The 22,718-nt window shown below is 66.8% G+C and carries 25 protein-coding genes and 3 tRNA genes; 6 read left to right on the plus strand and 22 right to left on the minus strand.

Annotation, left to right across the window (positions count from 1 at the left end):
* Nucleotides 1-14: 14 nt before the first annotated feature.
* Complete coding sequence (locus tag B3D50_RS09785; protein WP_286950990.1) at nucleotides 15-1,457, minus strand: GumC family protein; 1,443 nt, start codon at nucleotides 1,455-1,457, stop codon at nucleotides 15-17.
* 126 nt (nucleotides 1,458-1,583) lie between these two features.
* Here B3D50_RS09785 and B3D50_RS09790 point away from each other — a divergent pair, with 126 nt between their 5' ends.
* Nucleotides 1,584-2,306, plus strand: coding sequence for a polysaccharide biosynthesis/export family protein (locus B3D50_RS09790; RefSeq protein WP_286950991.1), 723 nt, complete (start codon nucleotides 1,584-1,586; stop codon nucleotides 2,304-2,306).
* An 84-nt stretch (nucleotides 2,307-2,390) separates the two neighbouring features.
* Here B3D50_RS09790 and B3D50_RS09795 read toward each other — a convergent pair whose 3' ends face one another.
* Both B3D50_RS09795 and B3D50_RS09800 read right to left on the minus strand, forming a co-directional pair.
* Complete coding sequence (locus B3D50_RS09795) at nucleotides 2,391-2,801, minus strand: hypothetical protein (protein WP_286950993.1); 411 nt, start codon at nucleotides 2,799-2,801, stop codon at nucleotides 2,391-2,393.
* Between the two features lie 96 nt (nucleotides 2,802-2,897).
* Nucleotides 2,898-3,293, minus strand: a complete 396-nt coding sequence (locus B3D50_RS09800; RefSeq protein ID WP_286950995.1) for a DUF6980 family protein — start codon at nucleotides 3,291-3,293, stop codon at nucleotides 2,898-2,900.
* Nucleotides 3,294-3,542: 249 nt separating this feature from the next.
* Between B3D50_RS09800 and B3D50_RS09805 the strand changes: the two genes are divergently transcribed.
* A complete protein-coding gene (locus B3D50_RS09805) occupies nucleotides 3,543-3,731 on the plus strand; it encodes a hypothetical protein (RefSeq protein ID WP_143255421.1) in 189 nt (62 codons plus the stop codon).
* A gap of 187 nt (nucleotides 3,732-3,918) precedes the next feature.
* On the opposite strand, the gene B3D50_RS09810 is transcribed toward B3D50_RS09805, so the two are convergent.
* The 7 genes from B3D50_RS09810 to B3D50_RS09840 form a co-directional block, all read right to left on the minus strand.
* Nucleotides 3,919-3,995 (minus strand) — tRNA-Pro (locus tag B3D50_RS09810).
* 67 nt (nucleotides 3,996-4,062) lie between these two features.
* A complete protein-coding gene (locus tag B3D50_RS09815) occupies nucleotides 4,063-4,539 on the minus strand; it encodes a DUF192 domain-containing protein (protein WP_112999877.1) in 477 nt (158 codons plus the stop codon).
* A 26-nt stretch (nucleotides 4,540-4,565) separates the two neighbouring features.
* Nucleotides 4,566-5,087, minus strand: a complete 522-nt coding sequence (locus tag B3D50_RS09820) for a cold-shock protein (RefSeq protein ID WP_286951137.1) — start codon at nucleotides 5,085-5,087, stop codon at nucleotides 4,566-4,568.
* Nucleotides 5,088-5,289: 202 nt separating this feature from the next.
* Nucleotides 5,290-5,364, minus strand: a tRNA-Glu gene (locus B3D50_RS09825).
* A gap of 196 nt (nucleotides 5,365-5,560) precedes the next feature.
* A tRNA-Glu gene (locus tag B3D50_RS09830) sits at nucleotides 5,561-5,635 on the minus strand.
* 115 nt (nucleotides 5,636-5,750) lie between these two features.
* Nucleotides 5,751-7,553 (minus strand): single-stranded-DNA-specific exonuclease RecJ, encoded by a 1,803-nt coding sequence (recJ, locus tag B3D50_RS09835; RefSeq protein WP_286950996.1) that lies wholly within the window; start codon nucleotides 7,551-7,553, stop codon nucleotides 5,751-5,753.
* Nucleotides 7,554-7,712: 159 nt separating this feature from the next.
* A complete protein-coding gene (locus tag B3D50_RS09840; protein WP_286951138.1) occupies nucleotides 7,713-8,165 on the minus strand; it encodes a hypothetical protein in 453 nt (150 codons plus the stop codon).
* A 79-nt stretch (nucleotides 8,166-8,244) separates the two neighbouring features.
* Here B3D50_RS09840 and phaC point away from each other — a divergent pair, with 79 nt between their 5' ends.
* Both phaC and B3D50_RS09850 read left to right on the plus strand, forming a co-directional pair.
* Nucleotides 8,245-10,224: a class I poly(R)-hydroxyalkanoic acid synthase gene (gene phaC, locus B3D50_RS09845; RefSeq protein ID WP_286950997.1), complete on the plus strand. Its 1,980-nt coding sequence runs from the start codon at nucleotides 8,245-8,247 to the stop codon at nucleotides 10,222-10,224.
* A complete protein-coding gene (locus B3D50_RS09850) occupies nucleotides 10,221-10,598 on the plus strand; it encodes a hypothetical protein (RefSeq protein WP_269297733.1) in 378 nt (125 codons plus the stop codon). Before phaC ends, B3D50_RS09850 begins: the two co-directional genes overlap by 4 nt.
* A gap of 15 nt (nucleotides 10,599-10,613) precedes the next feature.
* Here the strand turns inward: B3D50_RS09850 and argC are convergent, their stop codons facing one another.
* The 10 genes from argC to B3D50_RS09900 form a co-directional block, all read right to left on the minus strand.
* Complete coding sequence (argC, locus tag B3D50_RS09855; RefSeq protein WP_286950998.1) at nucleotides 10,614-11,549, minus strand: N-acetyl-gamma-glutamyl-phosphate reductase; 936 nt, start codon at nucleotides 11,547-11,549, stop codon at nucleotides 10,614-10,616.
* A gap of 238 nt (nucleotides 11,550-11,787) precedes the next feature.
* Complete coding sequence (gene rpsI, locus B3D50_RS09860) at nucleotides 11,788-12,276, minus strand: 30S ribosomal protein S9 (protein ID WP_003165345.1); 489 nt, start codon at nucleotides 12,274-12,276, stop codon at nucleotides 11,788-11,790.
* A gap of 2 nt (nucleotides 12,277-12,278) precedes the next feature.
* The gene (rplM, locus tag B3D50_RS09865) at nucleotides 12,279-12,752 is read right to left on the minus strand and encodes a 50S ribosomal protein L13 (RefSeq protein WP_181409293.1); all 474 of its coding nucleotides are present in this window, start codon (nucleotides 12,750-12,752) and stop codon (nucleotides 12,279-12,281) included.
* A gap of 207 nt (nucleotides 12,753-12,959) precedes the next feature.
* Nucleotides 12,960-13,391: a molecular chaperone DnaJ gene (locus B3D50_RS09870; protein WP_286951000.1), complete on the minus strand. Its 432-nt coding sequence runs from the start codon at nucleotides 13,389-13,391 to the stop codon at nucleotides 12,960-12,962.
* 7 nt (nucleotides 13,392-13,398) lie between these two features.
* Nucleotides 13,399-14,232 (minus strand): division plane positioning ATPase MipZ, encoded by an 834-nt coding sequence (locus B3D50_RS09875; RefSeq protein WP_286951002.1) that lies wholly within the window; start codon nucleotides 14,230-14,232, stop codon nucleotides 13,399-13,401.
* Between the two features lie 120 nt (nucleotides 14,233-14,352).
* Nucleotides 14,353-14,952 carry an SPOR domain-containing protein gene (locus B3D50_RS09880; protein WP_286951003.1) on the minus strand — a complete coding sequence of 200 codons (600 nt, stop codon included), beginning with the start codon at nucleotides 14,950-14,952 and terminating at the stop codon, nucleotides 14,353-14,355.
* A gap of 49 nt (nucleotides 14,953-15,001) precedes the next feature.
* Complete coding sequence (locus B3D50_RS09885; protein ID WP_286951004.1) at nucleotides 15,002-15,763, minus strand: chorismate mutase; 762 nt, start codon at nucleotides 15,761-15,763, stop codon at nucleotides 15,002-15,004.
* 309 nt (nucleotides 15,764-16,072) lie between these two features.
* Nucleotides 16,073-16,639 carry a prephenate dehydratase domain-containing protein gene (locus B3D50_RS09890; RefSeq protein WP_286951005.1) on the minus strand — a complete coding sequence of 189 codons (567 nt, stop codon included), beginning with the start codon at nucleotides 16,637-16,639 and terminating at the stop codon, nucleotides 16,073-16,075.
* The gene (locus B3D50_RS09895) at nucleotides 16,636-18,006 is read right to left on the minus strand and encodes a class II 3-deoxy-7-phosphoheptulonate synthase (RefSeq protein WP_269297748.1); all 1,371 of its coding nucleotides are present in this window, start codon (nucleotides 18,004-18,006) and stop codon (nucleotides 16,636-16,638) included. The genes B3D50_RS09890 and B3D50_RS09895 overlap by 4 nt, the downstream gene beginning before the upstream one ends.
* A gap of 51 nt (nucleotides 18,007-18,057) precedes the next feature.
* Nucleotides 18,058-19,113 carry an enoyl-CoA hydratase/isomerase family protein gene (locus B3D50_RS09900; RefSeq protein WP_286951007.1) on the minus strand — a complete coding sequence of 352 codons (1,056 nt, stop codon included), beginning with the start codon at nucleotides 19,111-19,113 and terminating at the stop codon, nucleotides 18,058-18,060.
* 109 nt (nucleotides 19,114-19,222) lie between these two features.
* Here B3D50_RS09900 and B3D50_RS09905 point away from each other — a divergent pair, with 109 nt between their 5' ends.
* Nucleotides 19,223-19,654: a hypothetical protein gene (locus B3D50_RS09905; protein ID WP_286951008.1), complete on the plus strand. Its 432-nt coding sequence runs from the start codon at nucleotides 19,223-19,225 to the stop codon at nucleotides 19,652-19,654.
* Between the two features lie 3 nt (nucleotides 19,655-19,657).
* Here the strand turns inward: B3D50_RS09905 and B3D50_RS09910 are convergent, their stop codons facing one another.
* Nucleotides 19,658-20,794 carry an isobutyryl-CoA dehydrogenase gene (locus B3D50_RS09910; protein ID WP_286951009.1) on the minus strand — a complete coding sequence of 379 codons (1,137 nt, stop codon included), beginning with the start codon at nucleotides 20,792-20,794 and terminating at the stop codon, nucleotides 19,658-19,660.
* Between the two features lie 154 nt (nucleotides 20,795-20,948).
* Between B3D50_RS09910 and hemB the strand changes: the two genes are divergently transcribed.
* Nucleotides 20,949-21,950, plus strand: coding sequence for a porphobilinogen synthase (hemB, locus tag B3D50_RS09915; protein ID WP_286951010.1), 1,002 nt, complete (start codon nucleotides 20,949-20,951; stop codon nucleotides 21,948-21,950).
* A 159-nt stretch (nucleotides 21,951-22,109) separates the two neighbouring features.
* Here the strand turns inward: hemB and B3D50_RS09920 are convergent, their stop codons facing one another.
* The gene (locus B3D50_RS09920; protein ID WP_003165358.1) at nucleotides 22,110-22,616 is read right to left on the minus strand and encodes a flavin reductase family protein; all 507 of its coding nucleotides are present in this window, start codon (nucleotides 22,614-22,616) and stop codon (nucleotides 22,110-22,112) included.
* Nucleotides 22,617-22,718: the final 102 nt, after the last annotated feature.

Here is a 22,718-nt window from a genome sequence, read left to right on the forward strand (position 1 = left end):
AGCACGCGCAAGGCTCAGGCGCTCTTGGCGGGGGCCACGGCCAGAACCGGAGCCTGAAGCGTGCGGCTGAGGGTCGCCGGCATGACGAAGCCGCGCTGCAGGAAGACCCGCAGCAGGCCGACACACAGGGCCGTAAACCCGGCGAAAGCCAGGACGGCGATCATCAGTGGGAAGCGCAGGCTCTTGCCCTTCGACGGCGGTTGGGCGCGTTCGATGACGGTGACGTTGTCGGCGCCCGCCTTGACCAGTTCGTTGTCGGCGCGGCTCTGGGTCTCGCGCTGCTGGAACTCGCGTATCGAGGCCGTCAGCACTTCACGGTTGCCGGCCAGCGTCGAGTTGCGCGACTCCAGCTCGGTCAGACGCGCCTGACGCGCGCGCAGGTCGCCCAACTGGCGATCCAGCACCGCCAGGCGGGCGCCCAGGGCGTCCCGCTCGGCCTGGGCGTTGATGCGGGTGGTCTCCAGCTCGACCCAGACCGGGTTCGGCCCCGTGCGGACTTCCTTGGCGCCGACAGCCGTGCCCGAGCCGACATAGGCCTGAAGCTGGGCGATCTTGGAATCGATCTCGCGCACCGGCTGGGCGTCAGGCTGGTAGCGGGCCAACAGGCTCTCACGCTCGGTGCGCAGTTGCAGGATCAGGTCTTGAGCCGAGACGTTCAGATCCTGATACAGGGCCACCTCTGCCGGGGTGCGCGCCAGTTGCGCCACCAGGGTCGCCAGCCGCTGTGAGGCCTGCTGCAACTGGGCCTGGACGCCCATCCGCTCGGTGAAGACGGACTGATAGCTGTTGGCGACCGTGGACTTGGCCGTGGTGAAGTCGCCGATGGCGTTGGTGCGCAGGAACTCCTCATAGGCGCGGTCGGCGTCGGCCAACTCCTGCTCGAAGGTCTGACGCTGGGTGCGGATGGCCGAGGTCGCACGGTCCTGGAAGACCTCGCGGCGATAGGTCAGATACTGGTCGATCACCGTGTTCAGCACGCGCGCCGACAGGGCCGGATCGCCGCTCTTATAAGTCAGGCCCACGACCGGGCTGAGCGGCGTGACCTCGACGCCCAGACCCGACGCCACCGAACGGATCGCCGCAGCTTCCTGACGCGCCGGGCTTTCGGTCGAGGGTACGCCGCCCTGGAAGCTCTCGACGCCTAGGGCGCGCACCACGCGGCGCTTGACCTCTAGACTGTTCAGGATGGCGGCCTCGGACTGAGCCACCTCGCTGGCCGAGGGCGGCATGGCGCGTTCGCCCATGCCCACGCGCGGCTGATAGACATATTCCTGGCCCACCCCGACGAACAGGCTGGCGCCCGCCGTGTAGGTCTTCTTCATGGTCAAGACGAGGGCCGCGCCGATGGCGGCGATCACCAGGAAGATCACGATCATCAGCACCAGCTCGCGGAACAGCAGGGCCACGACGTCGACGACGCCGTAACGGGGACGAGCTGCTGCGAGGGAGGAACGCATGAAGATGGAATTTCTCGGTCAATGACTGTTGTGCGCCACACTGAGGGTCACGCGTTAACCACGCGTTACCTATAAGCCGTCAGCTTTGCCGAAGACGAAATTTCTCCGCCTGGACCGTCCCCGACCATGGAATTTGATCGCCGCCTCATCCTCATGGCGCTGGCCGCCGGACTGGCCGGATGCGCCGGCGGCGCCCCTGCGGGCGGCGTCCGACCGCGACCGACCGTGGTCGACGACTTCTCTCCCGGCCTGCCCTTCGCCGACTGGACCGAGGTGGAGCCTGAGTACCGGCTCTATCCCGGCGACGATATCGAGGTAGCCTTGCCGACCGCGTCGGAACTGACGCGCCAGTTGAAGATCGCGCCCGACGGCCGGGTCTCCCTCCCCCTGCTCGGACACGTCATGGCGGCGGATCGCAGCCTGTCCGAACTGGAGGCCGACATTTCCTACGGCTACGCCCCCCACCTGCTGCGGCCCGAGGTCGAGGTGACGCTGCGCCAGGCCGGTCCGATGAAGGTCTGGGTCGACGGCGAGGTGCGCAATCCTGGCATGTTCGACATGCCCGGCGACATCGACGCCTATCAGGCCGTCATCATGGCCGGCGGCGTGCTGCCGTCCGCCAGATCCTCGCGCTGCGCCCTGATTCGACGCGGCCCCGGCGACGTCCGCATGATGAAGGTGATCGACCTGAGCGCCCCTCGCGCCGAGATCACGCCCATGCGGCGCGGCGACATCATCTTCGTGCCGCGCTCGACCCTGGGCGAACTGGCCGCCTTCTTCACCCAGTTCCGCGCCGCCCTGCCGATCGGCTTCTCCTACGCCATCAACGGCGGCTACGCCTCGACCTGACGGTCGCTGGATCGCTTCCCCTTCAAACAAGCGTCGAGGCGGAATCGGAGAGAGCGCCGATCCAGCCATGCGAGCCTACTAGGCCTAATCGACAACGGGTGAAGGGAAATAGGTGAAGCGAGCCGATTGTCCTGATGCGGTCGAAAAGCTGACCTCGTAGGTCTCGGGATTCACCCCAATCGTGACCCCTTCGTGGGTCATGCGACGCAAGGCGTCCAGACGGGGCGCGTCCGCAGCTTGGCATTGATCCTGCGGCGCCCCGCCCGCGTATGTAGCGTTGCTGACTAGGAGTTGCTGTTTCGAATCCCATCGCCCCGCATCCGCGCAGCCAAGGCGTAGTTCGTAAGTGGTGGGCATGAGATCGGTTGTCTGGATGTCGTTGAGCCAAAGTTCAACGCTAGACCCGGTGACGTCCTGGCCGTTGATCTCCGTGGGGAACCAGTGACCGGGCAATCCGCGGCCGCCCTCGTCTGCGCAACCCAATAAGGCCAGCATGGATAGCGCGCACGCAGCCCTGAGTGACGCCCGACTGCGAGAGAGAATTGCATTGGCCATGCCTAAACTGAGCATTGTCCGTGTCTGCTTTCCACCTTAGGCGAACTTCGCCTCTCGACCCTGATCAGACACTGCGCACTCATCTCCGTCGGGAGGAAGGTCGAAGAAATCGATATATCGGCCCTCAATAGCGCCCCCTTCTCTTGGGGTACGGGTCTCATTGATGGCGCCTCGCCATGCGCCACTTTGAAATTCATCGGGAATGGCGTCGATGTTTGGATCGATCCCCCGAGCTTCCAACTCATCAAACCAGCGGTCACGGTGAGAGGGCGGAAGCCGTTCGCCGCACCACGGACAAAAGAACAACTGCTGCTTGGCGTCGCCTGTCGGCACCCAGTAGAGGTCGAAGCGTGGATCGTAGCGAACCGTTCTCCAATCGTTTTGCGGGTGCTCTGCCATATGGCCGGTAGGGCAGTTTAGATCGTCTTCCATATCGCTGTGTATCCGGCCTTCTGGGCCAGATAGAAGTGTCCGCTTCCCACCCATAAGCGAACTTCGGTTCACGACCCCTTGCTGACGTTCGGGGCATTTTTTCTGGCGTTGTTTTTATCGCCCGTTTTTAGCCTGCCCATGACTGGCGAACACACGCAGCCCGTATAAAGTTACAGTGCCAGCATGGAGCCAAGTGTGAACGTTTTGCCATTCACCCTGATGATAGCGTCTATCCTCGGATATCTATTCTTGAGCAAGAGCCGGTCGATCATCGAAGCGCGGCCCATGGGAGCCGCCCTCTATCGCGGTTTGCAGACTGCGTCCTTGCTGGTGTTGATAGCGCTGTTTAGCTGGCAGGTATTTTCTATGGGATTCGAAATGGGCGGTGACGTGGCCCGTCGCGACGCGCGCGCCGAGACGCGGGCCTTGGCCTCCTAGTATCGATACGCTGGACTATCGGCGCTTGACGCAAGTCCAATGTCCGCTTTCCACCCTTCGCGGACGTTCGCAGGGTCAAGCTTTAGGGACCAAGGGCGAGTGTCGATCAACGGAAGCGACCGAACGGCAGGGTTTCCTGCCTTTTGGACGAGTGTAAAACTCATCCGGCCCAAACGGGCTTAAACCGTGGTCGGGGCGAGAGGATTCGAACCTCCGACCCTCTGGTCCCAAACCAGATGCGCTACCAGGCTGCGCTACACCCCGGACCGACGGAGCGCTCTCATGGCACGAGCAGGCGGCCTCCGCAACGGATGAGGCGCCCTATTGCGGCTCAGGGACGAAAGAAGGGGTGCTTAACCTGGTCGCCGGGCTTGGCGCCGATCTCATCCGTGCGGCCGGCCCGCAGTTCCAGCACGCCATTGGCCGCGCCGTTCGAGGGAATCGGGGCATCGGAGTTGGGCGTGGCGTGTTTGGCGATCGAAACGATTCGCCCGCGCGGGTCGATGTAGATGATGTCCAGCGAGCTGGGCGTGTTGCGCATCCAGAAGCTCTGCTCGCCCGCTGCGGGGAACTGGAACAGCATCCCCCGGTCGTCGGGCAGCGGCGGACGGAACATCAGGCCGCGCTGCCGCGCCTCATCGTCGTCGGCGATCTCCACCATGAACTTGTGCTCGCCAGAGGCCGTGACGATCGCCAGCGGCTCCAGCGGGCGGCCGTTCTCGTCCAGCGGCCCCTTCTTCGCACAGGCCGTTGTCGCGGCTGCGGCCGAAAGCGCCAGGATCAGCATGAGACGCCGGCTGTGGTTCATGTCTTCGTCCCCCTAGCGGACGAGACTCACCCGCCCGGTCTGATATCGGCCACGACCAGCCCCTTGGGGCCTTCCGCGAAACGCACGTTCACCGGGTCGCCCGGCAGCAGGTCGTCCAGGCCGCAGCGGCGCAGCGTCTCGACGTGGACGAAGATATCGCCCGCCTGACCGTCGCGCACGACGAATCCATAGCCCTTGGTGCGATTGAACCATTTGACGACGGCGGCTTCCAGCGGTCCGTCAGGCAGGCCTTCGGGTCGGGCGTGGGCCGAACTGCGCGTCAGCTCCCGCCGAGCCGGCGCGGCGCTGGCTTCCAGATCCACTATATTGATCACCTGCCAGCCCTTGGCCCGCTTGGCGCATTCACAGACGATGGCCGCGCCCTCGCCCGCCATCTCATGGCCTGCGTCGCGCAGGCTGGTGACGTGCAGCAGCACGTCGCGTTCCTCGGTCAATTCCGGCTGGTCCGGCACGATGAAGCCGTACCCCTTGCCGGCGTCGAACCATTTGACCTTTCCGACGACCTTTACGGTCTCGATCGGCTCCATCACGTCAATACTCGCCACCTTGAACCCCCGCCCGCGACAATGCGGGTCAGCTACACTAACACGGTTCTTTCAACTCGGACAGACAAGTTGCCCTTTTTGCGCCATATTGTCGACAAGCAAATGTCGCGCACGCGAAAAGGCCGTCCGAAAAGGCTCGGTGAAAGAAATAACAATGACAGGAGAAGGAGTTATTCGCTCCGCGTGGCAGTCCCTAGGGGAATCGAACCCCTCTTTTCAGGTTGAAAACCTGACGTCCTAACCGATAGACGAAGGGACCGCTGCGCGGAGGAGCGGCCTGATAGCCGTCCCTTTTCGGCGATGCAAGAGGGCGTCGCGCGCTTTTTCAAAAAAACGACAGAGACGCCGTTTCAGCGCCCGATTACGGCGTCGCCCAACATCCAGACGGCGGCATCCAGGCGCGCGAAATCACCGCTGGAAACGTCTTCGATTGTCGGGGGAAGGATAACTCCGCGTGGCAGTCCCTAGGGGAATCGAACCCCTCTTTTCAGGTTGAAAACCTGACGTCCTAACCGATAGACGAAGGGACCGCTGCGCGGAGGACCGTGTAGATAGCCGCCGATTCCGCTTATGGCAAGCGCGCCGAAGCGGATTTATGCGACTTTTTCAAAGACCTGCGTCGTTTCACGGCCAAGGCTGACTGTCTCAAGCCATGCGCGGGTCGGCGACGTCCTCGATCTCGAACTGCACGCCGCGACGGCCGTTCCAGTCATCCGCCCGAAGCCGCCCGACCACGTTCAATCCCCCCTGCCCCGCCAGCAGCGCCTTGCCCGTCGGCAGGTCAGCGCAACGCCAGGCGATGGCCCGTACCGAGGCGCCGTCAGGGCCGACCAGGCGACACCGCACATGGCCGCCGTTCATGGCGACGGGCTCGCGCGCCTGGACGCCTTCCAGCGCGAACAGGGGCTCCGGGTTGGCCGGACCATAGGGCGCCAGTTGCTCGAACGCCTCGAACAGATCGCGGGTGGCGGCGCGCGGGTCGATCAGGGCGTCGACCTCGACCCAGTCCTGGGCCACGGCCTCGACGCGCTCGGCCGACAGGCGCTCGTTGAGGAAGGCGCGCAGTTCGTCGATGCGATCCGCCGCCACCGTCAACCCCGCCGCCATGGCGTGTCCGCCGCCCGCGATCAGCAGGCCCTCGTTCCACGCCGCCTGCACCGCCCGGCCCAGATTCATGCCGGGCTGCGAACGGCCTGAGCCCTTGCCCACGCCGTTGACGGCGTCGACGCCGATGACGATGACCGGCTTGCGCCAGCGTTCGCGCAGGCGTCCGGCGACGATGCCGACCACGCCAGGGTGCCAGTCCTCGCCGCTGACCAACACTGCGGCGCTGTCGTCGGCGTGGGCGCCGGTCGCCTCGACGCGACGGACGGCCTGCTCCGTGACCTCGGCCTCGACCTCACGTCGAGCGATGTTCAGGGCGTCCAGCTCCTGGGCCAGCATCCGCGCCTCGTCAGGATCGTCGGTGGACAGCAGGCGCGCGCCCAAGTCCGACTTGCCGATGCGGCCGCCCGCATTGATGCGCGGGCCGAGGATGAAGCCCGCGTGATTGGTCTTGGCCGGTCCCGGCTCGGCGCCCGCCGCCGCCAGCAGGGCGCGCAGGCCCGGATTGCGCCAGTGCGACATGACCCCCAGCCCCAGACTGGTCAGGGCGCGGTTGAAGCCGGTCAGGCCTGTCACGTCGCAGATGGCGCCCATGGCGGCCAGATCCAGCCACTGGCGGATGTCGGGCTCGGCCTTGCCCTCGAACAGGCCGCGCCCGCGCGCCTCACGGTTCAGGGCCGCCAGCAGGACGAAGACCACCCCCGCCGCCGCCAGATTGCCCTGCCCCGAGCCGCAGCCCGGCCGGTTCGGATTGACCACGGCGAGGCAGGCAGGCGGCTCTTCGCGCATCATGTGGTGGTCGATGACGACGACTTTCAGGCCGATGGCCGCCGCATAGGCCACCGCCTCATTGGCGGCCGCCCCGCAGTCGACGGTGATGACCAGATCGGCGCCGCGCGCCTTCAACGTATCGAAGGCCCGCGCGCTGGGGCCGTAGCCCTCGGTCAGGCGGTCGGGGACATAGATGGGCAGGTCCGCGCCCAGGGTACGGAACCAGCGCACCAGCAGGGCCGCGCTGGACGCCCCGTCCACGTCGTAGTCGGCGAAGACGTGGATGCTGGCCTGCGCCTGAAGCGCGTCGACGATGGCGGCGGCGGCGGCGTCCATGTCCATGAAGCTGGACGGATTGGGGAACAGCGCCTTGAGCGTCGGTTTCAGGAAGTCGGCGCCCTGTTCCGCCGCCACCCCGCGCGACGCCAGCGCCCGCGCCAGCGGCTCGTCCAGACCCAGCGCCTGGATATGCGCCCGCGTCACGCCCGCCTCGGCCGGGCGCAGCCGCCAGGCTCGGCCCGACAGGGATCGGGATACGTCGAGGAAGGCGGGCGAGACGGCGCCGTCAGCCATCAGCGCACGCCGCCGAGACGGCAAAAGGGTTCAGACGGGACATGGGCCATGACGGCTCCTCGCACTCAGGTCGGCGAAACGCGGCCGCAGCGGCAGGATCGCCGGATTCGCCCAGACGGGCGACGAAAGCCAAACGGCGACCTTGGGCCGCCGCCACGACTATTGCGGACGCGGCCGGTCGATGGGAGGCGGCGCCTTGGCGCGCTGACGCAACGCCTCGGCGTAGGCCTCGACCTCTTCCGCCGTGCGCGCCGTTTCAGGCGACATCTGGCTGGCGTCGATGCGGCGGTTGATCGATTCGGCGAAGACGGCCGGGTCTTCGTTCAACGTCCACTCGATGCGCGCGACCTCGGCGCCCAGGGCGACGCTGCGCCCCTGCAGGGTGGCGACGCGGCCGGCGATCTGTTCCGGCCCAGGCAAGGGCTGACTGGAGCGCGGAAAGTCCGCCCAGCGCGGATACTGGCGGTTCTCGTCCACCAGTTGCTGCACGCGCGGCGCCAGGGGCGAGGTCGGGTCGGTTTGAGGCGCGAAGGCGCTGACGCAGCCGCTCAGCAGCGCGGCTCCACCCAGCATTGCCGCCAGACCTGTCTTTTTCAGCATCAGCACGTTCATTTCCTGCAACGACATATGCCATCATCGCGCCGGGAGGAAGGCGTGCGCGTCGCGCGCCCCCATCGGAGGTTCCGCGCCCATGGCCAAGCGCCCGACCAAGACCCCGTCCGCCACGCCGGATGCGCCCGCCGCGCCGCGCAAGTCCGGACGCCCCACCTCGGCCAAGCCGCGCGCCGCCAAGAAGCCCGCCCCTGTGGAAGAAATGAAGGCCGCCGCGCCTGAAAAACCCGCCGCCGAGGCCTCTGCCCCGCCGCCCCAAACGCCGAACGCCGCGCCCGACTTCATGGCCTTCAGCGCCGAACAGCGCCAGCAGCTCGAGACCCTGTCGCTGAACCTCGCCAAGGCGGCGATGATGGCCCAGACGGCGGTGGCCGAGGCGGCCCTGTCGCAGGCCGACCGCCCCGCCGCCCTGTCGCCGGATCCGTTCAACGTGGCCCCGGCCATGTCTTCCGTCATGACCAGCCTGGCCGCCCGCCCCGAAAAGCTGTTTCAGGCGCAGGCCGACCTGTTCGGCCGCTACATGGAGCTGTGGTCGACCACGACCCGCCGGGCGATGGGCGAGACAGTCGACAGCGTCGCCCCGTCCGACAAGCGGTTCCGCGATCCGGCCTGGTCCGAGAACCCCATGTTCGACATGATGCGCCAGTCCTATCTGGCCACCTCGGACTGGATGAACAGTCTGGTCTCCAGCGTCGAGGACGTCGATCCGCGCGTGAAGCGTCGGGCGGAGTTCTTCACCCGCCTGCTGACCGACGCCTTCTCGCCCGCCAACTTCCTGGCGTCGAACCCCGTGGCGCTGAAGGCCCTGGCCGAGACCAGCGGCGAATCCCTAGTGCGCGGAATGCAGAACTTCGCCGCCGATCTGGAGCGCGGCGCCGGGTCGCTGAAGATCAGCCAGGCCGACTATGGCCGCTTTGTTCTGGGCGAGAACGTCGCCACGGCGCCGGGTCAGGTGGTCTGGCGCGACGAGTTGTTCGAGCTGATCCAGTATGACGCCGCGACGGAACAGCAGCACGCCGTCCCGCTGCTGATCTTCCCGCCGTGGATCAACAAATTCTACATCATGGACCTGCAGCCGGCGAACTCCCTGATCCGGTGGCTGAGCGCGCAGGGCTTCACCGTCTTCGTCTGCTCATGGGTCAACCCGAACCGTGACAAGGCGGAGTTCGGCCTCGACGATTACATGAAGAAGGGCGTCTATCGCGCTGTCGAAAAGACGTTGGAGCAGACCGGTCAGACGCATGTGAACACCGTCGGCTACTGCATCGGCGGCACCATGCTGGGCGCCAGCCTGGCGCACATGGCGGCCAAGGGCGATGATCGCGTCGCCTCGGCCACCTTCTTCGCCGCCCAGCACGACTTCGCCGAGGCAGGCGATCTGTTGCTGTTCACCGACGAGCACTGGCTGGCCGAGATCGAGCGGCTGATGGACGAGGCGGGCGGCGTCCTGCCCGGCACGGCGATGGCCGACACCTTCAACGCCCTGCGCGCCAACGACCTGATCTGGTCCTTCTTCGTGTCCAACTATCTGATGGGCAAGGCGCCGCCCGCCTTCGACCTGTTGGCGTGGAACGCCGACCAGACGCGGATGCCCAAGCGGCTGCACCTGCAATACCTGCGCCTGATGTACGGCCAGAACGCCCTGGCCAAGGGCGAGCTGGAGATCGACGGCGAACGCATCGACCTGTCGAAGGTCCGCATCCCGCTCTATTTCCAAGCCAGCCGCGAGGACCACATCGCGCCGATGAACTCAGTCTATCGCTCGGCGCGACTGTTCGGTGGGCCGGTGACCTATACGCTGGCCGGATCGGGCCATATCGCCGGGGTCATCAACCCGCCCTCCGCCCAGAAATATCAGCACTGGGTCAACGCCGCCCTTCCCGAAACGCTTGAGGAATGGCAAGCCGGGGCGCAGCAACACCCCGGCAGCTGGTGGTCGCACTGGGCCGATTGGCTGGGCGCAAAGTCCGGCGAGAAGATCGCCGCGCGCGATCCCAAGGCTGGGCCGCTGAAGCCTATCGAACCGGCGCCCGGCGCCTATGTGAAAGTGAAGTCTTGAAGCGTATCGAGCCTAACCTGCTGCTGGCCGTCGCCACGGCCATTCCGCTGATCCTGCTGATCGCCACGGCGACCCTGTTCGGAACGCCAGGCCAACTGGTGAAATACCTGGCGATCGCCATCATTGTGCCGGCGGCGTTCGTGCCGCTGAACGGCATGATGGCCAGACGGATGGGCATGCAGCGTCCGCCGATGATCCACCCCGAAGCCGCCTCGACCGCCGTCTGGGCCAGCCTGTTTCCTGCGCTGATCATCCTGGCGGCGGGCGTGCCGCTCGTCTTCCCCGGCCACGATTACGGCCTGCTGATCATCATCGCCGCCGTCTTCTTCGGCGGGACGGTGGAGTCGGCGGTCAAGGCCGCGCGGGCGCACTGATCGTACGCCCCGGCCTCACTTGAGGCCGGTCGCCTCGTCCAGACCCAGCATGATGTTGAGGTTCTGAACCGCCGCGCCCGAGGCGCCCTTGCCCAGATTGTCCAGCAGGGCGACCAGACGAGCCTGCTCTCCGCCGCGATCGCCGAAGACGTGCAGGCGCATCCGGTTGGTGCCGTTCAGGCCCTCGGGCTCGATGCCGGTCATGGCTGCGGTTTCGTCGATCTCGGCGACCTCAACGAAACGCTGCCCCTCATAGGCCTCGACCAGAGCGCCGTGCAGCCGCTCGACCGAGGGCGTTTCCGGCAAGGCCGACAGATGCAGCGGAACTTCGACCAGCATCCCCTGGCGATAATTCCCCACGGCGGGCGAGAACAGCACCGGACGCGACAGCCCGGCGTGCTTCGTCATCTCCGGCACGTGCTTGTGCTTCAGCGTCAGGCCATAGGCGCGGAAGGCGGTCGAAGCGCCCTCAGCTTCAAACTCCGCGATCATGGCCTTGCCGCCGCCGGAATAGCCCGAGACCGCATTGATCGTCACGGGCCAGTCGGCCGGAACCAGCCCCGCCTTCACCAGCGGCCGCATCAGGCCGATGAAGCCTGTCGGATAGCAGCCGGGGTTCGACACCCGCGTCGAGGCGGCGATGGCCGCGCGCTGGCCCGAATCCATCTCGGCGAAGCCATAGGTCCAGCCGTCCGCCACGCGATAGGCGGTCGAGGCGTCGATGACCCGCACCGACGGATTCTCGATCATCGACACGGCCTCGCGGGCCGCGTCGTCGGGCAGACACAGGATGACCGCATCGGCGCTGTTCAGCGCCTCGCGTCGCGCCTCGACATCGCGGCGTCGGTCGCCCAGCAGCATCAGCTCCAGATCGCCGCGCGCCTCCAGACGTTCGCGAATTTCCAGCCCCGTGGTTCCGGCCTCGCCGTCGATGAAGATAGTATGGGTCATTCGCATCTCCTGCCCTTCTCCCCTTGTGGGAGAAGGTGGCCCGCGCAGCGGGTCGGATGAGGGGTCGCACTGACGCGACATTCTGGCGATCTTCAGGCAACGACTTTGACGATTGAGAAACCCCTCATCCGTCGGCCTTCGGCCGCCACCTTCTCCCACAAGGGGAGAAGGACAAAAGAAAAGGCGCTTCGAGTTGCCTCGAAGCGCCCCTTCGTAAACCCATCGCCGGGTTCGGCGATTAGCGCTTCGAGAACTGGAAGCTGCGGCGAGCCTTGGCGCGGCCGTACTTCTTACGCTCGACGACGCGGCTGTCGCGGGTCAGGAAGCCGTGCGGCTTCAGAACCTTGCGCAGTTCCGGCTCGTAGTGGGTCAGGGCGTGCGACAGGCCGTGGCGGATGGCGCCAGCCTGGCCCGACAGGCCCGAACCTTCGACGGTGCAGATCACGTCGTACTGCGTGGCGCGGTCCGAGACGGTCAGCGGCTGGGCGACCATCATCTGCAGCACCGGACGGGCGAAGTAGGCGGCCACGTCCTTGCCGTTGACGGTGATCTTGCCGGTGCCGCGCTTCACCCACACGCGGGCGATGGCGTTCTTGCGCTTGCCGGTCGAGTACGAACGGCCCAGGGCGTCGATCTTCGGCTCGCGGACGATTTCCTCGGCAGCAGCAGTGCCCAGGCCCTTCAGGGCGTCAAAGCCGGCGGCGGTGTCTTGAGTCACGTCGGTCATGCTCAGGCGCTCCGGGTGTTCTTGGACGACATCGACTTGAAGTCGATGGTCGTGGGCTGTTGGGCTTCGTGTTCGTGAGCCGCGCCGGCGAACAGGCGCAGGTGGGTCATCTGCTTGCGAGCCAGCGGCGACTCCTTGGGCAGCATCCGCTCAACGGCCTTCTCGAGCACGCGCTCGGGGAAACGACCGCCCAGAACCTTCTCCGGGGTGGTTTCCTTGATGCCGCCCGGGTGGCCGGTGTGGCGATAATAGACCTTGTCGGTGTTCTTCTTGCCGGTGAACACCACCTTGTCGACGTTGGTGACGACGACGTAGTCGCCGCAGTCAACGTGCGGGGTGTAGGTCGGCAGGTGCTTGCCGCGCAGACGGTTGGCGATGAAGGTCGCGAGGCGGCCCACCACGACGCCTTCGGCGTCGATGTGGATCCACTTCTTCTCGACCTCGGCCGGCTTCAGCGAAGCCGTGGTGCTCTTCAGCATGATGAGGGTCCTGGAAGACGAAAAACGCGGCCCGAACCAGATGGATCGGGCGGAGGCCGGGGTGATAGAGGGTCACGCGCCGAAGGTCAATGTCGGTTGCGGCAACGATTTCGGCACATTAGATTGATTTTGTTAAATATTTTAAATGCGGTATTAAAATACCCAATCCGCTTCCTTCTCCCCTCATTGGAGAAGGAAGGAGCCCTACCCTTTCAGCAGCCGATCCCGCGCGGCGTTGACGCGGGCGGCTAGGCCCTCGGTGCCGCCCTGATCCGGGTGCGCGCGGGCCATCAGGCGGCGCCAGGCGGCGTGGATCGTCTGAGCGTCCGCATCGGCGGCCACGCCCAGAATGGCGCGCGCCTCGGCCTTGCTCATAGGCTCGGCGGGTTGGGTCGCCTTGCCCGCAACAGGCCGGATGCGCGACTGCACGGCCAGCCAGACGCCCGCAGACGCCATGCCGCCCGCGATCAGCCACGCGCCACGCGCCGCCGCAATCACAGCTCCAGCCAGCAAGGCGGCGCTCAATATGGTCGCAGAGATGCGCCAATAGCCCCGCCGAGCGCGCTCGGTCTGACGGCCCAGCCGCACCATGGCCCACAGGGCCACGGCGGCCAGACCCAGCCAGATCAGCCCCATGAAACGATCAAGCCGCCGCGTCCATGGCGGCGATGGCGTCGTCCAAACCCAGGGCCTGCATCAGATTGCGCATCTCTTGACGCGCGGCGACGTGGGCCAGAGACACCGACACGGGGCGGATGTCGTTCGACAGGTCCGCCACGGTCAGGCCGAAGGGGAAGAGCTCGCGATAGATGACCCGGTCGCGCAGACCCGGCCCGACGCGGAAACCGACCCGCTTGGCCAGCTTGGCCATGCGAGAGGCCAGACGGCGACGGTTGCGGGCCTCGGCCACGGCCAGACGGTTGGTGACGACGATCCAGTCGATCGTCACCTGACGGCCCTCGGTGATGGCGCGGTGCTTGCGCGCCTCCCAGACGCTTTCGGAATAGATGGAGGGCTTGACCAGATCCAAGGTCACAGGGTCGACCTCGCCCAGCAGGTCGAAGTCGACGAAGCTGTCGTTCATCGGGGTGACGATCTGATCGGCGCGGCCGTGCGCGGCGCGCGACAGGGCCGTGTCCCCGCCCGGGGTGTCGATGACGATGACGTCCGCGACGCCTTTCGCCTCGGCGTAGGCGGCCTCGAAACGGGCCAATTGCTCGGCCTCATCGGCCTTGTACAGGGCCTTGCCGTCGCCCATGTCCGGCACGATCGGCTGCGGCAGATCATGGCCGTTGGCCTTGGTCCAGGCGGCGCGGTTGGCGAAGAACCGCTCCATCGACCGCTGGCGCAGATCCAGGTCGATGATGGCGACCTTGCGTCCGGCGTGCAGAAGGCCTGTGACGATGTGAATGGCCAGGGTGGACTTGCCCGCCCCGCCCTTTTCATTGCCGATGACGATGACCTGAGGCTGCGCCATGTGAAATCCCAATGTGATCAGCAGGCGCGACTCATCTTCGTCCGCCGCCCGCCCATGGGCCGCAAGATCAGCCTCCGAGGGGCAATCGTCAACGAAACCTTAAGCTGAGCCTGTGGACGATCAGGCCGAGCCAGCGCCGGATCGGGCGCACCACGGGTCCGAAGCCGCCAGATCACGGCACAGGGCCTGCGCCTGTTCGGCGGAGGCGGCGACCTTCAGACGAACCAGTCGACGTCCGGCGACCTCGACGGCCTCATAGGCGGGATGAAGCCCCGACAGCACGGCTGCGCCCGCACCCTGATTCAGGCGCGACCATGCCGCGCGGGCGCTGTCCTCGCTGGAAAAGGCGCCCAGCTGGACATGACGTAAAGAGGCCGAACGAGCAGGCGCGGTCGCCGGCGGCGGCGCCTCCGGATCGGGATGGGGCGCAGGGGCGGCGGCCAGCGTGACACGCGCCCTGCCCCCGTCGCGGACATCCCACAGCTCATGCGGGGTCAGCAGTTCGACCTTCAGCGGAGAAGCCTTCCGATCCGCCCGTTGCGGCGCGGTGGCAGGCGCAGCGGATTCATCTCCGGAAAAAACGGGAATAGCGGCCACCGATTGCGCCATCGCCTCAAAACGGTGCGGGTCGCCCTCGTTCACGCCACAGCCCGCAAGCGTCGGCGCAGCCGCCGAAAGGGCGGCGACGATGCTCAGTCTGTGCAGGACGGGACGGGCCATGCAGCCACCCTCGCCCGCCCTGCTTTGAGACGGAGTTAACGGCCTGCGGTCAGCCGATGGCGCCGACGCCGCCCTCGATATCGCCCGGCGCCACGTCGGCGTCGGTCAGGGCCAGGGTCCAGCCGTGGTGGGTGTTCAGGCCCCAGCGCCGCGCGCCTGAGCCGTCGCCCGCATCGCCGCCCGCCGTAACCACGACACGGCGGCCCTTCGGCAGTGCCGGCGGATCGATCTTGCCCACGGCCAGAGACGTCGGCGTCTCGCCGCCATAACCGTCGAACACGCTCAGCATCGACCATTCGCGGCGCAGGCCGATCCACCAGGGATCGTCGCCGCTGATCGACAGGACAGCCACGCCCTTGCCCTCGGCCGCATGGGCCAGAGCGGCCTGCGGGTCGAGGACCAGCTTGATGTCGGCGGCGGCGCCGAAACGCAGGCGCGCGCCGTCCACAGCCTTGGCCGGGTCGATGGGGGCCCAGACCTGGACCTGCAGACGGCCTTGGCGCGCCAGGCCCCAGCCGACGATCTCGCGCCACAGATGCTCGACCGCCTCGCGGTTCTCAGGATCGCACTGCTTCAGCAGGCGCGCCTGGACGGCCTGTTCGCGGTCGGGGCGCAGCTTGGTGTGGGGGCCGATGGGGGCGTCCTTGGCCTTGCCCACCTGGGCGGCGACGGCCAGGCGGCGCTCGAACAGTTCAAGGATCTGATCGTCCAGGCTGTCGATTTCGGCGCGCAGGGCGGCCAGCGCCTTCTGTTCGGCGCTCAATTCAACGGTTTCAGCGGGCCAGATTTGCTGGATGGCGGATTGCGACATGGGAGATGGCTTTCGGCATGGGATTTTCGATAGGGAATCCGCGTCCGCCGATAGAGATCAGGCAGGGACGCGCGGTATGGCCGCTTGGGGAGAAGCGGTCGCCAGTGAGACAGTCAGGGTTGGTTAGAAGCCCGACGCCTCAGCCGGCGTATCGAAAGCCGTAATAGCCGTAGCCAAAATAGAAGCCGGCCACCGCGCGCGTGGTGGTTTCAACGGTCATTTGTGCGCGCAGCGAGGACATGAATCCGGTCCGGTTTCTGGATCAAGGTCGATCCGACCAGACCTTAAAGCCGCAAACTTTATGCGCGGTCAAGCCTGAGGGGCCGTGAACAGGACAAAACGCGTCCGGTTGTCGCTGAAATCCTGCAAATCGTTGCGCAGAACCACCAAGCCATAGACCTCGGCGGCACGAGCCGGCGCCACGGCGGCGCGCGTCACGTCGTCCGCCTCGGCCACGGCGGCGGCTGCGCCCCCGGTGTCGAACGCCTCGACCGCCGCGATCTTCATCTCGTTCAGGGCCTTGGAGCACTGCTGCAGGGCGACTGGATGGCTCTCGGCCGTCTTCACGTCCGACAGGCGCGTCTCGGGCGCGCCCAGCAGGGCCAGACGGATCGGCCGCCAGGCGTCGCTGACCGCGACCAGTCCCGCCTCTTTCACAAGCGTAGCGGCGGGCTCGACCACGCCCACGGTCGAGTTCTCGACCGGGATCAGAGCGCAATGGCAGTCGCCGCTCAGGACGGCGTCGATCGCGCCCTGGAAGGTCTCAAAGCCGACCGCCTCGTCCCACGGGCGCAGGTCGAGGCAAGCCTCATGGCTGAAGGCGCCCGGCGCGCCCTGATAGGCGACGCGGCCGGGCGTTTCGTCTTCTGCCGTCATGCGGCCTCGGACCGGGCCTGCCGCCCGGCCTTGAGGCGCTCGGCGACCAGGAAGGCCAGCTCCAGCGCCTGATCCGCGTTGAGGCGCGGATCGCAGTGGGTGTGGTAACGGCTCGACAGGTCGTCTTCCGTGACCGCCTGGGCGCCGCCGATGCATTCGGTGACGTTCTGGCCGGTCATCTCCAGGTGGACGCCGCCGGGGTGGACGCCCTCGGCCTCCGCCACGTCGATGAAGGTGCGGACCTCGCCCATGACGCGGTCGAAGGGCCGGGTCTTGTAGCCGTTGCCGGCCTTCAGCGTATTGCCGTGCATCGGGTCGATCGACCAGATGACGCGCTTGCCCGCCGCCTTCACCGCCCGCATCAGACCCGGCAGGCGGTCGCCCACCTTGTCGTGGCCGAAGCGGCCGATCAGCGTCAGGCGGCCCGGAATGTTGTTCGGGTTCAGGGCGTCGATCAGCGGCAGCAAATCGTCCGCCGTCATGGTCGGCCCGCACTTGACCCCGATGGGGTTGGAGATGCCGCGCATGAACTCGATGTGGGCGCCGTCCAGCTGCCGCGTGCGCTCGCCGATCCACAGCATGTGGGCCGAGGTGTCGAACCATTCGCCGGTCGAACCGTCCAGGCGCGTCAGGGCGCTCTCGACGTTCAGCAGCAGGGCTTCGTGGCTGGTGAAGACCTCGACGCGCGACAGGTCGGGATGCGTCTCGGGCGTGACGCCGACCGCCTCCATGAAGGCCAAGGCCTCGGTGATCTTGTCGGCCAGCTCGCGGTAGGCCGCGCCCGCGCCGTCGTCGGCGAAGCCCAGCGTCCAGCGGTGGATGTTGTAGAGGTCAGCGTATCCACCGCCCGCGAAGGCGCGCAGCAGGTTCAGCGTCGAGGCCGACTGGTTATAGGCGCGGATCAGGCGCTGCGGATCAGGCATCCGCTCTTCCGGCGTGAAGCCCATGCCGTTGATGATGTCGCCGCGATAAGACGGCAGCTCGACCCCGCCGATCTCCTCGACCGGAGACGAGCGCGGCTTGGCGAACTGACCGGCGATGCGGCCGACCTTCACCACCGGCTTGCGGCCGGCGAAGGTCAGCACCACCGCCATCTGCAGGATCAGGCGGAAGGTGTCGCGGATGTTGTCGGTCGAGAACTCCTTGAAGCTCTCGGCGCAATCGCCGCCCTGCAACAGGAAGGCGTTCCCCGCTTCAACCTGGGCAAGGTGATCGGTAAGCTTGCGCGCCTCGCCCGCAAAGACGAGGGGCGGCATCGCGCGCAGCTCGTCTTCGACGCGCGCCAGCTCGGCGGCGTCCGGATAGTCCGTCGGCATGTGCAGGACGGGCTTGTTTCTCCAGGATTCGGGGGTCCAGCGCTTACTCATGCCGGCAAGATAGGCTTTTCCCCCGTCCGGAACAATGAAGCTTGCGCGAAATCAGCCGGTCAGCGGTTTCCATGCCTCATTGGCGGGCAAGGGTGCGAACAGGGCCTCGATCTGGGCGTCCGAAACCGAAGAAAGCTCGGCCGGCGACCATTGAGGGGCGTTGTCCTTGTCGATGATGACCGCGCGCACGCCTTCCTGGAAGTCATGCGTCTGAACCACGCGCCCGCCCAGGGCGTATTCCATCGCCATGTTGTCGGCGAAGTCGGTCAGCGTCGCCCCGGTGCGGATCTGGCGCAGCGACACCTTCAGCGACTGCGGCGACTTGGTCTTCAGGATGTCGAGCTGGTTCTGCGCCCAGTCCGAACCGTCGGCCGCAAGGGCGGCGACGATCTCTTCCACCGTGTCGAAGGCGAACAGGCGGTCGATGGCCTCGCGGTGCGGGGCCAAAGGCGACGGCCCGGCGTCCCCGGCGGCGCAGTCAGCGACCGTCTTCGGATCGGCAGGCGCGGCCAGCAGATCGGCCTTCAGCGCCTCGACAGCCTCCGACGCGACGAAGTGGGTGTGGATTCCCAGCGCCACCGTATCCGCCGCCTTCAGCCGCGCGCCGGTCAGGGCCAGCCACACGCCCGTCTGCCCCGGCAGGCGCGGCAGGAACCAGCCGCCGCCCACGTCGGGGAACAGGCCGATGCCGGTCTCGGGCATGGCGTAGGTGGTGCGCTCGGTGGCGATGCGGACGTCGGCGGGCTCGCTGATGCCCACGCCGCCGCCCATGACGATGCCGTCCACCACCGCCGTGATCGGCTTGGGATAGACGAACATCAGATGGTTCAGCTGATACTCGGCCTTGAAGAAGGCCTTGGCCTCGGAGGCGTCCCCTGCCCCGCTCTCGGCGATCATGCGGATGTCGCCGCCCGCGCAGAAGCCGCGCTCGCCCGCATGGTCGATCAGCACCGACTGAACCGCATCGTCCGCGCGCCAGGCCAGCAGCGCCTCGATCATCGCCTCGCACATGGCCCGGTTCAGGGCGTGGATCGCCTTGGGCCGGTTCAGGGTGATGCGGCCGACACCATTTTCGATGCGGGTGATGACTTCGGATTCAGTGCTCATGCCTTGGGTCTAGAGCCGGCGCCGTCGCGGGTAAAGCCGAAGAGCCGTCTTGCATTCGATGCGATGCAGCGTTGGTATGGCTCCGTCTAGTTCACGAAAGACCTGCCCTATGCTCATCGCCGCGATGACCGCCGCCCTGACCCTAACCGCCGCTCCAGCCGATGAAAGAAGCGCGCAGTGGGTGACGCACGACGTATCGGGCGAAGGGCCGGTGGCCAGCTTCCTGAACTGGAACTTCACCAACGTCATCACCCGCGCGCACTGCGCAGGCGGCCAGGTCACATTCCAGTATTTCTATGATTTTCCGGGATCGCCCGCCCCCGCCGCCCGCGCACTGGCCCTGACGGTCGACGGCGCCGATTACCGGCTGGCGCCCTCGGTCGATGACATGGACCGCCAAGTCTACACCCTGTCGCCCGAAGGCAAGGCTGCGTTAAAACAGGCGCGCAACGTCGATCTGGACGCCCCGAACGAGGCGGACGAGCCGTGGTATCTAGGCCAATCCGCCGCGCTGGTGAACCTGGCGAAACGCTGCGGCTGACGCCTAGCGCGCCAGCTCGCGCGCCACGATAACGCGCATGATCTCGTTCGTGCCTTCCAGGATCCGATGAACGCGCAGGTCGCGCACGATCCGCTCCAGCGGGTAGTCCTTCAGATAGCCGTAGCCGCCGTGCAGTTGCAACGCCTGATCGGCGATCTGGAAGCAGGCGTCGGTCGTCAGGCGCTTGGCCATGGCGCACCATTTGGTCTTTTCCGCGTGGCCGGTGTCGATGGCCCAGGCGCCGCGAAGCACCATCAGGCGGGCGGCCTCAAGGTCCGTCGCCATGTCCGCCAGCTCGAACTGGGTGTTCTGGAACTGGCCGATGGCCTGGCCGAACTGCTTGCGGCCAGCGACGTATTCCTGGGCCGTCTCCAGCGCCAGACGCGCACCGCCCAGTGAGCAGGCGGCGATGTTCAGGCGCCCGCCGTCCAGACCGGCCATGGCGTATTTGAAGCCCGCGCCTTCCTCTCCCACCAGATTGGCGACCGGCACCCGGCAGTCGTCGAAGCTGACCACGGCGGTCGGCTGGGCGTTCCAACCCATCTTCTTCTCATTGGCGCCGAAGGACAGGCCAGGCGTCCCCGCTTCGACCACGATGGTCGAGATGCCCTTCGGCCCCTCGCCGCCCGTGCGGACCATGACGACATAGACGTCCGACGTTCCGGCGCCGGAAATGAAGGCCTTGGCGCCGTTCAGCACATAGTGGTCGCCGTCGCGCACCGCCGTCGTCCGCAGCGCCGCCGCGTCCGAGCCCGAGCCCGGCTCGGTCAGGCAGTAGCTGGCGATCTTCTCCATCCCGACCAGCGACGGCACGAAGCGCGCCCGCAGCTCGTCCGAGCCGAACGTATCGATCATCCACGTCGCCATGTTGTGGATCGAGATGAAGGCCGCCGTCGCCACATCGCCGCGCGACAGCTCTTCAAAGATCACCGCCGCCTCGACCCGGCCCAGGCCCATGCCGCCGTGCTCCTCGCCCGTATAGATGCCGGCGAAGCCCATCTCGGCGGCGGCCTTCAGCACGTCGACCGGGAAGTGCTTGTCCTCATCCCAGCGGGCCGAATGCGGGGCCAGTTCGGCCTCGGCGAAGGCGCGGGCCGCGTCCTGAATGGCGCGTTGATCGTCGGTGAGGGCGAAGTCCATGAAAGCTCCCGGATTACAGCCTGCCCTCTGACGGGGCGTTCGAGGCGCTTCTAACGGCTGGCGGTGCGCGCGTCACCCCGTCCCCGCCGAGGGATAAGCATAGGTGGACAGTTCGCCTTTTGCCTCTCCCCGCGCTTTGTTTTAAGCCGCGCGCATGACCATGCCCTTCCAGCCCGCCGCCTTCCCCTACGCCCGCCCGCGTCGCCTGCGTTCGCAGCCGTGGGTGCGCCGTCTGGTCGCCGAGACGACCCTGACGCCGGCCGACCTGATCTGGCCGCTGATCGTCCACGACGGCGACGAGGACCGCCAGCCGGTCGCCTCCATGCCCGGCGTCTTTCGCCTGTCGCCCAAGGAGGCCGCCAAGGCCGCCGTCGAGGCGCGCGATCTGGGCATTCCGATGGTGGCCCTGTTCCCCAATGTGAACGACGGGCTGAAGGATAATGTCGCCACGGCCGCCACCGATCCGGACGGCCTGATCCCCGACTGCATCCGGGCCATCAAGGACGCCGCGCCCGAGATCGGCGTCATGACCGATGTGGCGCTCGACTGCTACACCGACCACGGCCACGACGGCGTTCTGGAAGACGGCCGCATCGTCAACGATCCGACGCTGGAGCGGCTGGCCGAACAGGCCTTCATCCACGCCCACGCGGGCGCCGACGCCGTGGCCCCCTCCGACATGATGGACGGCCGCGTCCAGGCCATCCGCGAAGCGCTGGAGGCCAACGGCCTGAGCGACACGCTGATCATCAGCTATGCGGCCAAATACGCCTCGGCCTTCTACGGCCCCTATCGCGACGCGGTGGGTTCCTCGAAATCGCTGACCGGCGACAAGAAGACCTATCAGATGGACTTCGCCAACGCCGAGGAGGCCCTGCGCGAGGTGGCGATGGATCTGTCGGAAGGCGCCGACGCCCTGATCGTCAAGCCGGGCCTGCCCTATCTGGATATCGTCCGGCTGGTGTCGCAGACGTTCAAGGCGCCGACCTTCGCCTATCAGGTGTCGGGCGAGTACGCGATGATGCAGGCCGCCTTCGCCAACGGCTGGCTGGACCCAGACCGCGCCATCCTGGAAAGCCTGCACGCCTTCAAGCGCGCGGGCGCGTCCGGCGTCATCAGCTACTTCGCGCCGCAAGCCGCGCGGATGATGGGCTGATCTTGCCCTTCTCCCCTTGTGGGAGAAGGTGGCTCGCGTAGCGATACGGATGAGGGGTTGCTGGACATCGGCCGACGCCAGCCCCCTTTCATTTCAGATTTCGGAGAGACCCCTCATCCGAGCCCTTCAGGCCCACCTTCTCCCACAAAGGGAGAAGGATCAGGCCGTCGGATCGGCGGCCTTGCCGTACTTCCCCCGGAAATAGGTCAGCGCATCGCCCGGCCGGGTGTCGAACGCCTCGACCCGGCCGACGATGACCAAGTGATCGCCCATGACGATGCGGTCGTGCGTCCGGCAGGTCAGGCGCGTCACCGCGTTCAGAAGGCGCGGCGGTTCGGGATCATCGACCGCGAACTCATCATCCGACAGCCGGCAAACGCCCCAGGCGAAGCGATCGGACATGGCCTGATCCTCGACCGGCAGCATATGGACGGCGAAGCGATCCGCCCCGGCGAAGGCGTCGTGGCGGTCGGACTTGACGTCCATGCACCACAGCACCAGCGGCGGATCCAGCGACACTGAGGTGAAGCTGTTCACCGTGATTCCCAGCGGACCGTCGACCGTATGGGCCGTCACCACGCACACCCCGGTCGCAAACCCGCCCAGCGCCCGGCGATAGGCGCGAGGGTCGAAATCGGCGGCAGGGGAAGCGGACGCGTCGGACATGGCCCTCAGCTAGGCCGTGAAGCCCGCATCGGCAAGGGCGCGGCGCGCCGTCGCATCTCACCGCAACCGCTTCTTAAGCCCCGCATGGGATTTAGGGCGAAC

It is taken from the genome of Brevundimonas sp. UBA7507, from assembly GCF_002478355.1.
GTDB classification, from domain to species: Bacteria; Pseudomonadota; Alphaproteobacteria; order Caulobacterales; family Caulobacteraceae; genus Brevundimonas; species Brevundimonas diminuta_D.